Annotated in this window: 10 protein-coding genes; 1 reads left to right on the plus strand and 9 read right to left on the minus strand. The window is 38.8% G+C overall.

Going from position 1 to position 12,806, the window contains the following annotated elements; translation table 11 throughout:
• Positions 1 to 193 precede the first annotated feature (193 nt).
• Positions 194 to 961: a TrkA C-terminal domain-containing protein gene (locus ABVM49_RS00585; RefSeq protein ID WP_405202601.1), complete on the plus strand. Its 768-nt coding sequence runs from the start codon at positions 194 to 196 to the stop codon at positions 959 to 961.
• Between the two features lie 4 nt (positions 962 to 965).
• Here ABVM49_RS00585 and ABVM49_RS00590 read toward each other — a convergent pair whose 3' ends face one another.
• The 9 genes from ABVM49_RS00590 to ABVM49_RS00630 form a co-directional block, all read right to left on the minus strand.
• A complete protein-coding gene (locus ABVM49_RS00590; RefSeq protein WP_405202602.1) occupies positions 966 to 2,717 on the minus strand; it encodes a hypothetical protein in 1,752 nt (583 codons plus the stop codon).
• Positions 2,710 to 4,947 (minus strand): tryptophan-rich sensory protein, encoded by a 2,238-nt coding sequence (locus ABVM49_RS00595; protein ID WP_405202603.1) that lies wholly within the window; start codon positions 4,945 to 4,947, stop codon positions 2,710 to 2,712. The genes ABVM49_RS00590 and ABVM49_RS00595 overlap by 8 nt, the downstream gene beginning before the upstream one ends.
• A complete protein-coding gene (locus ABVM49_RS00600) occupies positions 4,947 to 6,230 on the minus strand; it encodes a BatA domain-containing protein (protein WP_405202604.1) in 1,284 nt (427 codons plus the stop codon). The genes ABVM49_RS00595 and ABVM49_RS00600 overlap by 1 nt, the downstream gene beginning before the upstream one ends.
• A gap of 1 nt (position 6,231) precedes the next feature.
• Positions 6,232 to 7,128 carry a DUF58 domain-containing protein gene (locus ABVM49_RS00605; protein WP_405202605.1) on the minus strand — a complete coding sequence of 299 codons (897 nt, stop codon included), beginning with the start codon at positions 7,126 to 7,128 and terminating at the stop codon, positions 6,232 to 6,234.
• A 5-nt stretch (positions 7,129 to 7,133) separates the two neighbouring features.
• Complete coding sequence (locus ABVM49_RS00610; RefSeq protein ID WP_298352285.1) at positions 7,134 to 8,135, minus strand: MoxR family ATPase; 1,002 nt, start codon at positions 8,133 to 8,135, stop codon at positions 7,134 to 7,136.
• 61 nt (positions 8,136 to 8,196) lie between these two features.
• Complete coding sequence (locus ABVM49_RS00615; RefSeq protein ID WP_038599958.1) at positions 8,197 to 8,817, minus strand: DUF4159 domain-containing protein; 621 nt, start codon at positions 8,815 to 8,817, stop codon at positions 8,197 to 8,199.
• A 119-nt stretch (positions 8,818 to 8,936) separates the two neighbouring features.
• Entirely contained in the window at positions 8,937 to 10,253 is a 1,317-nt protein-coding gene (locus tag ABVM49_RS00620; protein WP_405202606.1) for a TldD/PmbA family protein, read from the minus strand.
• A 24-nt stretch (positions 10,254 to 10,277) separates the two neighbouring features.
• Positions 10,278 to 11,912 (minus strand): TldD/PmbA family protein, encoded by a 1,635-nt coding sequence (locus ABVM49_RS00625; protein WP_405202607.1) that lies wholly within the window; start codon positions 11,910 to 11,912, stop codon positions 10,278 to 10,280.
• Positions 11,913 to 12,142: 230 nt separating this feature from the next.
• Entirely contained in the window at positions 12,143 to 12,589 is a 447-nt protein-coding gene (locus ABVM49_RS00630; protein ID WP_405202608.1) for a Na(+)-translocating NADH-quinone reductase subunit F, read from the minus strand.
• Between the last annotated feature and the right edge of the window lie 217 nt (positions 12,590 to 12,806).

A 12,806-nucleotide genomic window follows, 5' to 3' on the forward strand; every position in this document is an offset into this window, starting at 1 on the left:
AGATCTTATAAGATGCTTTGCGGGAGGTGCCCTAGTAAGCTCACTGGCTATAGAGGTTTTTCCAAAAGCTTTTAAAGAAGACAAATATTGGACAGGCCTGGCAACAGCCATAGGACTCGTGCTGGCATTTTATCTCAACACACTAGGAGGTTAAGTTGCTAGCATAAATTACTTTATATAACAACATCAAATTATGATTGCAGCAGTATCTCTATTTTTAATTGTGACCCTTTCGGTTCTTATTACAAAAATTGCTACCATAGCACTTGTACATACAGGTCTATCTAGCGAGAGTGCAAAATTTCAAGCAAGATCTGCTTACACAGGTGCTGGTCTAAGCACTCAAGAAACAGAGAATATTATGAATCACCCTGTGAGACGTAAGATCATCTATAATCTTATGCTCATAGGTAACGCGGGTATTGTAACGGCAATGTCTTCACTCATCCTCACATTTGTATTACCAGAGTCTAATGCTTCTAGACTTTATGGTTTTCTCATTATAGTTGCTGGTATGATATTCTTATGGCTAGGTATAAGGAGCGCTTGGGTAGACAGGGGGCTATCACGTATCATAAATAAGATGCTTAAAAAATATACAGATCTTGAGATTAATGATTATGCTGCCGTATTACACCTCAAAGACAACTATAAAATTATAGAAGCACAGGTAGATGATGATGGCTGGATGTGTCATCGCACATTACAAGAGTTAGACCTACGTGAGGAGGGAATCACTATATTAGGTGTAGAGCGTGAGGGCGTAGGCTATTTTGGATCACCGTCTGGTAACTTTAAAATGTTACCTCACGACAAGGTCACTATTTACGGAAAAGCAGAAGGCATCAAAAGCATCTATAGTCGAAAAAAAGATCACTACGCACAGTCTGAACATCAAAAATTTGTAGAAAAAGAAGAAAAAAGACTTGCAACAGATGAGCAAAAGATAAAGAAATCTTAGGCATCTAGCTCTTATAAATTCTAGGGGCTAGCCATAGATAACCCATTGCTAGAATGAAAACTGTAAATGCCCACCATTTTATAAACGGTACAGGTATAGAACTTTCTGAAGAAAGACTGTTCTCATTCTTATAAAAGGAAGCATTTTCTGTTATTTGTTTGTACACCTTTTTTGCCCTCCACGCGGTATCATTTATAACATACATAGCCTTTAGAGAAGCGGGAGCTTGCGCCACCTTGAGGTTTACCCATCCATCACCATTAGGGTAAATTGTACCAGACCATTGATCTTGTAGCGTCACATTTTGTACAAGGGGTACTACTACATCATTATTCATTACAACCTTTGGCAATGGTATACTTGTGCGCAAATTAAATTGAAACGGCTCATCACTATATGCCATATAATCACTGAGTGACCACTGTACAAGCGACTGTGGTTGCTGGCTTATTTTACCTAGCGCCGTACTCCATAAATAGTGATATACATCCTCATTACCACCTAGTAATAATTGAAAAGAATCTTCAGCCAGTAGAGTACCTATGCGTCCTGTTCCCTTTTGTGCATAGGCACTTAAGATGCTATTTTTTGTTGCTAATATAGGTTCAACAAGAGCACCATTTGTAAGTGTGGCAGGGTATACTGGTATTTTTACTCTAGGCCAAGAAGGAAGCTGTAATGCTGTTATATTTTTTCGCTTAAAGCGAAAACCAAATTTTGCCCCCTGCTTTATAAGTCGGGCATCTGCTTGAAGAAGTAGTCCCATACCCTGCTTTTCTACTCGGTAATTAATGGCATTTTTTGAGCGCTGGCTCAGGCCATTATACGTGCTCACATCTGTAATTATAACATCAAATTCAGAAAGGTTTTGACGTGTAAAATTGTAAATGCTTTTCTGGCTACGGTTATAATTTTCAAACTTATAACGATCTTTTGTAATCTGACTACGCACAAGTACCTCGTGACCACTCTCTGCTAGGTAGTTTTTGAGATATTTAGTCTCAAACGTAGGAAATGTATTCACCATTAAAACACGCAAGCGACCACGATCTTTTATTGTTAATGGAAGCGGGTCTGAACTTATAATCTTACCCAGACTGTCTTTAACTATGATATGATAAAGATAATTTCCTTTTGCTTTGGGTAGTATGTGTAATTTAAAAACAGTCTCATCTTGATTTAAGATTTTTACAGAGTCTATAGTACGTGCTCCAGACTCTTGTAGCAATACCGTATTACTAGAAAAAGAGTTTTTATATAGACCAGTTACAGTAAGTGAATCTCCAAGCAATACTTCTGTATCATAAGCGAGTTTTATAATCCCAGAGGTAGGTTTGTGAGGATGGTAATAGACTTTCTTATTTTTAAACTGCCACAAATCATAAATAGCAACCCCGTCACCTGAGATATGGAGCTCACTTATGGAGTCTAATTGTGGCTGTAGATTTTGATTTTCTTTATAGGTAATTGTTTTTAGCGCTGGAGTTGTACTCTTAAGGCTATCTATTAGATTTGAATCAAAATTTGCTGTCTTTAAAACGGCTACTCCCTTTACCTGTTTTTGAAAAGTTACAGGTTCTAAAAATAAGGAAGCCACCGCACTCAGTGCTAGTAGAGCAACAATCCCACGTATGATAAACCTTGTGGTTGTAACTGTCTTGTATTCCTTCCAGAGAAATAAGATCCAGAGCAACGCTAGGCCTATCACTGTAGGCCAAATAAGATCCTCACGTAAAAAATGTATTGTATCAATCACGTTTTTGTAACTCTTTTGTGAATAATGATTCTAGCTTACTCGTGTACCCTTCTGGGTTTTTAGGAGTTTCTGAAACTCTAGGCAATGCCTCAAGAAGTCCTTTTTGTACAGATTGTATCACGGTTTTAGGTTGTTTCTTATCTTCTGTGAGCCATTTAAGTTTTTGTAGAGTAAGTAGATGCTTAGAGGGCTCTAAGATGGCTAGTTGTGCAAGTTCTTCTCCCGCTTTCGCGAAAGCGGTCTTATCCTCCTCCGTAAGTTCTCGCTCATTTTGTAATCTTTTTTCTAATATCTCTATGCTTTTTCTCATAGACACATAAGGATCTTTATTATCAAAATCTTCTTTTTTAAAGACGTTTGTTATCTCTTTAATCTCTCCAGAGAGTCTCTTATCTTCTTTTATAGGTGGAGGGTCAAAACCTATGCGGTGCACATAAATACGTGCACTGTTTTTTATCTCTTGTATGAGTTTTAAAGCTTTATACTGGTAAGGCAAAGATGTATCTGGATCTGCTAGCCTGAGATGTAACTCTGCATCCCACATTTGTGCCATTGCATTTTTTAACTTGCCACGCAGCGACTCTGTAAAAAGTGTTGACTCCTCTGGGTCGTCGTGATTATGCAGGTAATCTTCAAAAAGGGAGTTTTCTTTTTCTTCTTCTTCCCCAAGTTCTTCTTCGTGCTCGTGGTCGTGGTCTTCTTCTACAAGGTTGTGTTCATTTTCTGTATCGTGATCGTGACGAAAGCCGGCCGTAGGATCATCTTCGTCATAATCGCTCATATCTATATCTTGGGCAACTCCTATACCTGAGTCGTCCTCATCACCCATAAATTTACCATACTTAAGACGTAAGGCCTTCTGGTCAAATCCTAGCCCATTGCTCCTATTTGTAAACTCTTGCTTTGTAAGTGTGTTTCTATCTTTTATAAGTTTTTCTGTATCAATTATAAGTTGCCGCTGACTTCTAAAATAATCGGGCATTAGGTCTGCTCCCATCGTGCCTTCTACCCCAAAACCATCACTCACCGTATCTTTAATCACTGCAAAGTAGGTCTCGCTGCGCGTGATATTTGGCTTTGGTGTCTTTTGATCTCTTGTCTCTACATAAAAATATAACTCATCACCTAGTTCCATTTTTAAGGCATCTAGGCTAATACTTTTTGTTGCGGTCATAGTTTTTATACCCTTAGTTATGGGCGCATCAAAAGCTATTTTTTCTTCTCTAAACTTTACAGACTCCCCTTCTCCTTTACTTACAGTTGCTATAATTTGAGCACTCTCGATACCAAAATCATCTGTAATCAAGGCACTAAAATCTATCAGTTTACGGTCTGTATGCTCAAAACTTGTAAACTGAGCGATATCTTTTATGGTAATGGCAGGAGGTTGATCTTTCACCACTTCTATCGCATAAATATCTGATGTATATGCACCATCTAGACTATCAATAAAATTAAAGTTACAATAACCAGAGGTAGTAGGAATTAAACTGCCAGAAGCTCTGAGTGAGTTCTCGTTAGTTCTTTTTAAATTAAACTTATTGCCCGTCCCTAGACCTTCTAGTGTGACCTCTTTTACAAAACCCTCAAAATCTAGGCTCCAAAAAAGTTTAGAACCCTCTACTGCCTTTACATTCATACTACTCGTAGTACGACTTGCTAGTTTAGTATATGATGGATATTGTATAGTAAGCTGTTGTTGTTTTAATACCGGCGGTGCGTGCAAGGGCGTTATGGAATCTGTAGACTGTAATTGTATCACCTCCTTTTGAGAATCACCATTATCTAAAACCGGAGGAACAATAAATTGAGAACCCACGTACCCCGCACCTATGAGCATAAATACAACAATAGCTGCTGTCTTTACACTTGTTTTTGGGCGTACGGTGTTTATTTGCTCTTGTAAAACAGTACTTACCTTATGCTGCTGTAATTGTCCTAAGCCAGATAGACTTGTTGTTTCTGTAAATAATAGGCTAGTACTATACTCTGCACTGCCAAGGTGATGATCTAGATACTCACTTACTGTGGTAGCCGTAATGCGCCACGGTTTTAACACTAACATCGCTAGTCCAGTTACTAGAGTAAATACTAACATAGACATCCCTAACTGCCTGCTCAACAACCAACAGAAAACACCTGCTCCTATACCATAAAGCAAGCCCTGTACTACTAGTAATAATTGCCAGCGGCTCGTGTACTTTGCTATATGTCTTTTTCCCTCTAGCATTATTGTTTTCTAAGTTTTGCAACAACACGTTCTATTATAATCATAACTATAAGCAGTAACCATAAAGGATCTACAAGAGAGGCTTTTACTTCTTTGCTGGGCATAGAGCTACTTTTATCAATATTTGGTTTAAACTGACTCATTGCAAGCGATCTGTTATCAAGTCTATCAAAATCACTTTGTACAGCCGCATCTAGTGAAAGCCAGTGCAACACCCCTTCTACTAACCGCTTATTAATCACCACCTCTGGTGATAATCTCTGGGTGAGATTTGTATAGTTTGTTCCAGAAATAGTCTTTACTATTTTATTTGAAAATAGGTCTTCCTCAAATTTCAAAACTGGAATATCAACTTCCGGTGGTTCCTCATTAGACAACCATATTAGATAATCTGGTGCCGGGTCTGCTGCACTTTTTAAACCTTTATAAATATTAATGGTTATAGGTTTTCTGGTATAGCCTTTTACTGCTCTTAATGCAGATTCTAGATACATCGCCTCTGTAGCAAAAGAGCTGTTATAAATTACATCTATCGTTTTAGTATCTTGTTTTACAACGGGTATTAGTCGCTCTGTATCGTTTTGGATAATAGAGATGGTACCATCTTTAACCGCAAATTGTGATGCTGCTTTTTTTGCTTTCGCGAAAGCGTGATAATCACTCTCCCCTACTGCCGAAAGTATAGTGATACTATCTTGATCTTGTATTGCATAAAATGGGACTTCCTTCTCTTCTTGAGATGTGATGGAAACCCAGTTTATATGTTTACCTAAGCTAGGTCGTTTACCTTGTATACCTTGGACTAGATTTTGTGAGAATACAACCACACTATCTGCTCTTAGGGCGCCTATCTCTTGTGCAAGTTGCCAGTAACTAGGTATTGTTTTACTGGGTGGTATCTCTGTCTCTAGATCCCATTTAGGCAATCCCTCTTTTAATAAAAACCTATCTTCTAAGGGTAGTGTTTTAAAACGACTTTGCTCCTCTTGCGTGTCTATAAGTGAGGGTTCAAAAATATAAGCTACCGCTACTTGATCTGGTGTATGTGTTGTATAAGGCTGTGCTAGTATGATTGTGAGTATAGCGATAAGTAAACAGCGCAGCAGCAGCAACCACCACTCATTAACCTGTATGCTATTACTCTTTTTTGACTTTGTTTCTGTTATAAATTGCGTGCTCCCTACCTGTATTGTTTTTACTTTGCGTTTACTCCACAAGTGTATGGCTATAGGGATTAACAATCCTAGTAGACCCCAGAGATATGTAGGTTGTAGGAGCGTCATACTAGATTAAGTTTGCTCGTTTTTTTAAGAAGAGCTGTAATGCCTCTCCTAGATGTTTGTCTAATGTAAAAAGATTATAACCCACACCACTAGACAGGAGCTTTTCTTTAATTATTGTCATTGATGATTCCATAGCCTGTACGTAATGAGCACGGGCATCTCTGGCATTTACTTTTACTTTTTCTCCAGATTCAAGATCTTCAAAAATTACTTGCCATTTATAATTAAACTCGAGCTCTTGCTTTCCTAAAAGATGAATAACTGCAACCTCATTGCGAGAGGTCTTCAAGGCAGTAATCATATTTGTAATTTCTTCGCTTTGCTCATAGAGATCTGTAATAAAAAATATAAGCTCTCTATGGCTACGATTATGAAGTTGATCACTAGTTATACGCTCTGGCCAGCTTCCTTGATTTTTGAGCTTGAGCAATTGGTATAAAAATCTATTAAAATGTGATTTTCCCGTAGCTGGCTGTAATGTTTCTAACTGCTTGTTATTTACAGTAAGTAAACCCACTGCATCTCCCTGAGAATGGGCTAGATGAGCGAGACTAGCAATGAGCACGTTTGCATACTCCATTTTAGATAATCCTTCTTCTTTATGAAGCATTGAGGCGCTAGTGTCTACAATAAACTTTACAGTTATATGGGTGTCAATCTCAGATTGCTTGATATAATAGCGTCCAGAACGTGCGAGCATTTTCCAATCTAAAAGTCGCAGGTCATCACCAGGCTCATACCCTCTATACTGGCTAAACTCAAGACCAGCTCCTACTCGCCTGCTTCTATTTAAGCCAGAGAGATACCCATCTACAATTACTCTCGAGATGAGTGATAAACCAGAAACTGTATTAATTACATCTGGTTTAAGAAGTGCTCTATAATCGTCTTTTGCCATAAATATTATGCGCTAAAGTCTGTATGATCTAATAATTGACGCGTCACCGTATCTGAAGTAATACCCTCTGCCTCTGCTTTAAAGTTTACAATCACTCTATGACGAAGTACTGGTAGAGCCACGTTTTTAATATCATCTAGGGTTACGGCTATACGACCCTGTGATAGTGCTCTTGCTTTTGCTGTGAGTATCATAGCTTGCCCGGCTCTGGGGCCTGCTCCCCAGCCTACCCATTGCTTTACAAAATCATTTGTGGTAGTCTCTGGTCGTGTTGCACGTACAATGGTGCTTACAAAGTCTATAAGATTATCACTTATAGGCACTTGCCTTACAAGCTCTTGTAATCTCAAAATTTCGGCACCACTTAACACGGGTTGGACCTTTTGCTTTACTCCGCCTGTTGTACTTTTTAAAATATGCTTTTCTTCGCTTGCTGTGGGATACCCTATTTTTATATAAAATAAGAAACGATCTTGTTGCGCCTCTGGTAAAGGAAACGTTCCAGATTGCTCTATAGGGTTTTGCGTAGCAAGTATAAAAAACGGACGCTCTAGCTCATAGGTTTTACCAGAATAGGTAACCTCAAACTCTTGCATTGCCTCTAGCAGCGCTGCCTGTGTTTTTGGCGGGGTTCTGTTAATCTCATCTGCCAGTATAATATTTGCAAATATGGGTCCTTTCTTAAACTCAAAAGATTTTTTACCGGTGCTGTGATCTTCTTCTAGAATCTCTGTACCTACAATATCTGACGGCATTAAGTCTGGTGTAAACTGTATGCGCTTAAAGTCGAGATCTATAGCCTGTGATAATGTCCTTATCATAAGCGTTTTTGCCAGCCCTGGGACTCCTTCTAGTAAAGCGTGACCACCAGCTAGAAATGTGATAAGTAACTGCTCTACTGTATCTTCTTGTCCTATGATAACCTTTGCTATTTCTTTTTTAAGATCACCTAGTTTTGAAGTAAGACTATTTACCTCCTGCTGTAGTGTGACTAACTCTTGTTTCATTCAATTTTCAATTTAAAATTGGTTATTTCTTGGCTCGCAAGACTGCATCATTAAAACGATACTATGAGGTAAGGGCATACATCACAATATTTACCCCAAAACGGGTATTGTCTATTTTATACCAGCGCTTGTTTCTAAAATCATAATCCCACTCACAGCCGTAATCTTTATTGCTATACAGCACGCCTATTCTCCCATTTATCTCTATGGCCTTAAGGTAATCGTGCACGAGGTCATCTCCCCAGCCGTTAAGCTCTTGTGAGGTGGTGGGTGGACCATCTTCAAATTCAAAAAAGACATTATAAATCTCGTGATCGTTAGGAATTTTTTTGAGGCTATCTTGACCAAAAATTTCTTCCATCTGTCGCTCAAAAGACTTTGCAAATAGGCCGTCTATATCGTGATTACAATCATCTGCAAAGACAAAGCCTCCATTCTCCACATAACGTTTAAAGTTTTCTTTTTCCTTCTTAGAAAACTGCACCAGTTTATGCCCAGAAATATAGCAAAAGGGCGATTTAAAAATATCATCACTAGCCAGAGTAATGATGTTTTCCTTTGTATCTACATCTAGCGTGGTGTACTCTACCAGAGAGTTAAGCAAGTTAGACGGCATACGCTGGTCTACATCCCAATCTCCAGATTCGTATTGTAAGCGTGTGAAGAAAAATTTATTAGGCATTACCTTATGTAACTTATGTAAACTGTGATTGTTTGTATTACGCTTTCGCGAAAGCTTACTTAAAATAAAAACTGGCTACCGCATAAAGCCGTAACCAGTTTCCTATCAACTATATTATATTATACCGCATCTGAAAGACTGGTAAACGTAAAGTCTCTCACCTTCATATAAGGGATTAAACTACCGTCTACACGTACCTGCTTCCCGAGGGTCTCAAGATTATTAAGCATAATAATAGGACTCTCATTAAAGCGGAAATTCTTTACTGGGTATTTGATTTTTCCGTTTTCTATATAAAAAGTACCGTCACGGGTAAGACCTGTGTATAACAGTGTTTGTGGATCTACAGAGCGTATGTACCACAGTCTTGTGACTAAGATTCCCTTTCTTGTACTTTTTATCAAATCATCTAGAGATGCATCACCACCTCCCATTATAAAATTACTTGGGAAAGGAACTGGCTCAACACCTTTTTCTTTTGCCCAGTATCTTCCATAAGCAAGATTCTTAACCGTACCATTTTCTATCCAGGTAGTTTTCTTTAGTGGTTGACCTGCTCCATTCCAAGTGGCTGCTGGCACCTCATCGTTAAGCGGGTCTGACCATAGGTTTACACGCTCATCTACTATTTTTTCTCCAAGTTTTGTGCCTCCGCCTTCTTTAGACATAAAGCTACGTCCCTCATCTGCAGAGCGGGCATTAAGTGCTCTACCTAAGCCTTGTAATAATCCAAGTCCTGCAGATGGTTCTAATATCACAGTATATTTACCAGGCTCTATTGCTTTTGCTTGTCGTGACATTACAGCTTTATCTATAGCGACTTGTGACGCCTCTGAAGAGTCAAACTTATTTATGTCATTATAATCTCTCGTCACCCATCCCGATCCTGTACCATCATTAGTACGCATCGTTACTGTAAAACTCACATCTGTAGACTTATTATATGCAAATAGCCCGTTTGAGTTCATCATTGCGCTGAAGCCTTGCCCGTCATCTAGAAATCCTGCAGCTGTTACATCCTTTGTTTTTGCAGGGGTAATACTACTATTTGCTACCTCTGCTCTATACTCTGGAGTAATGTTTGCCGTAGCCTCTACAAAGGTTTTTGACTCATCATATTGTTGTGGGCCTAGTGGCTCCATATACTCTGGATTTTCTGGAGATAGTTTTGCTAGCTCCTCTGCTCGTTGTACCACTTTTTTGAGCGATGCATCATCTAGCTCATCTATAGTTGCGGTACCAGATCTTTTACCAAAGCTTGCAGTAACCGCAAGACTCTGGTTAGATTGATATCCCGCTGTAGATACCGAGTTACGAGCATAACGTATATTACCTCCCTGGCTCCCACCTAGATTTACTACACAGGCATCTGCAGTAGAAAAGCTTAGTGCTTTTTCTAATATCTTTCTAGCCTCTTCTTTTGAAAATATTGCCATTATTTATTCTTTTAAAAGTTAGACTTATACCGTACGCCCGGTATTAATTACATTAATATCATTAAATCTTGAAGTTGAGCTCCCGTGAGATACTGCACTTACTTGTGATGGTTGCCCCTTCCCGTCAAAGAAAGAACCAAAAAGACGATAGTCATCCTTATCACAAATCTTAGCACAAGAGTTCCAGAACTCTTGCGTGTTAGACTGGTAAGCAACATCATTAAGCATACCTGCTATTTTACCATCTTTAATCTCGTAGTACATCGTCCCTCCAAACTGGAAGTTATAACGCTGCTGGTCTATAGAGTAAGATCCTCTACCGGCTATGTAGATTCCTTTTTCTACATCTTTAATCATATCGTTTATAGAATATGGTTCTTTACCAGGCTCTAGAGAGATATTAGGCATACGCTGGAACTGAACATCATTCCAACTCTGTGCATAACAGCAACCGTGAGACTCGTTTTGATCTATCATTTTTACTTGATCACGTATTGCTTGATAGTTTACTAGTACACCGTTACGTATGATGTCCCACTTTTTAGTTTTTACGCCTTCATCATCCCATCCTACGGCTCCTAGTGATCCTACTTGTGTTTTATCTGCCACAATATTTACAAGGTCGCTACCGTACTTGAAGTTTTTAGAATTCCATTTATCTATAGTGGCAAAGCTGGTACCTGCATAGTTTGCTTCATAACCTAGTACTCGATCTAGTTCTGTAGGGTGACCTACAGACTCGTGTATGGTTAGTCCTAAGTGGTTAGGCTCTAGTACAAGATCGTACTTACCAGCATCTACAGACTTTGCTGTAAGCATTTCTCTTGCTTGCTTTGCTGCAGTGGTAGCATCTTCTACCATATCATAGCTGCCTCTATATAATTTAAGGCCTTCTGGACCTTCTAGTTTTTCTGAAGCAAGACCATCTAGATACTCATACCCCATTCCCATAGGTGCACTCATAGCTTGTCTAGTCTTAAACTTACCTCCACCTACAGCAGTTACACCAAATGTAGGCCAGATGCGATGTACATCTTGATCTATGTACGAACCTTCTGTAGAGGCAAAATATTTTTGTTCATTTACCATAAACAAGGCAGAGTTTACAAAGTTTGCTCCGCTAGATTGTGCAGCAGCATTTGCAGTGAGTAGTAAATCTACTTTCTCTGAAACTGGCACTTCTTTAAAATCTTTTTTGATAGGAGTTTTCCAAGATACTTCACCATATGATGCCTCTGGTGCAAGTACTACTGGCTCTGTTTGAAACTTTGAGTTTGCTTTTGCTATTGCGACTGCTTGCTCTGTTGCTTTTTTAATACCATCTGGTGAGACATCATTTGTAGATGCAAATCCCCAAGTACCATTTGCAATCACACGCACTCCTATTCCAAAAGACTCTGTGTTTACAACTCCTTGTACTTTATCTTCTCTAGTACGTACAAACTGGTTAAGATATCTACCTATACGAGCATCTGCATAAGAAGCTCCTAGACTTTTTGCTGTGTTAAGAGCAACATCTGCCATTTGTTTTTTCATTAGTATATCCATTCCTGGTTCTAGGAGTGCCTCTGTAGGGATGTTATTTCCCATTAATAGGGAAGGCATCATCACAGCACCAGCACCCATTCCGGCTAGTTGGACAAAGTTTCTTCTTTTCATAAGATTGTCTGTATTAGATTGCGTTTGTTAGATATTCTTAACAAATAATGTTAAAAGCACCATAATATCAGAATTAATACGAAATCTAGCTAAAATCGTTATGCTAATAAAAACTTAAAATTTTCTTAAACCTATGGCATACACACCCAGAGACAACACTTTTAAATCTCAAAAAGATGTCTTTTATATATCGTAATTATATAACAGTAAGAGGCTTACATTTTGAGGTTTTAAACCGTAGCGTGTGTTACAGAGCTTAGGTTTGTGTGTAGTAACTTCTGTTCAATCTCCATAACATCTTCTACACCATCTAGCTCACATAAGAAAGTAATAACGGCACGCATACCATTATATAAGGTTTCTTGCGATGTAGGATGTTGTGGACGTTTTGACTTTCGCGTAAGCGGTAACTCATACCCACACGCTTTTAAGAAAACCGCTTCTATTTCTAATAGCTCGCTAGGGAGATACCCATAAAGCCTGCGGCCAAAACCTTCATTAACCTTCCCCACATAATTAAGCTGTAAAGAGCCGTGTGTGTCTGTAAAGTGCTTCCAGGCATCTACCGTGTCACATATGGTACCCACCGCGCAGGCTGTACAACACTCGGGATTGAGCTTCCCCGTGTATAACGCAGTGTACAATTTATCAAGTGCTTGTTCTAATCTAGGCGTCATTTTTTCTTTTAAAATTACGACATCTCACTTAAAAGCGGTGTTAAAAGATGCATTACGCTTTCGCGAAAACGTAAACCAAACTCTTAAAAGTAAAGCGGCTCATTGCCAAAAGGTCTGTTAAATCCAAAAATAACCCTTCAATAATGATAGGTTTTACTCCTATAAAATAGAAATATCAAAAAGCCAAAAGGTTAACTCTACGTAAAATCTGTCTTTA

The organism is Dokdonia sp. LLG6352-1 (assembly GCF_045055815.1).
In the GTDB taxonomy this organism is placed as follows: Bacteria; Bacteroidota; Bacteroidia; order Flavobacteriales; family Flavobacteriaceae; genus Dokdonia; species Dokdonia donghaensis.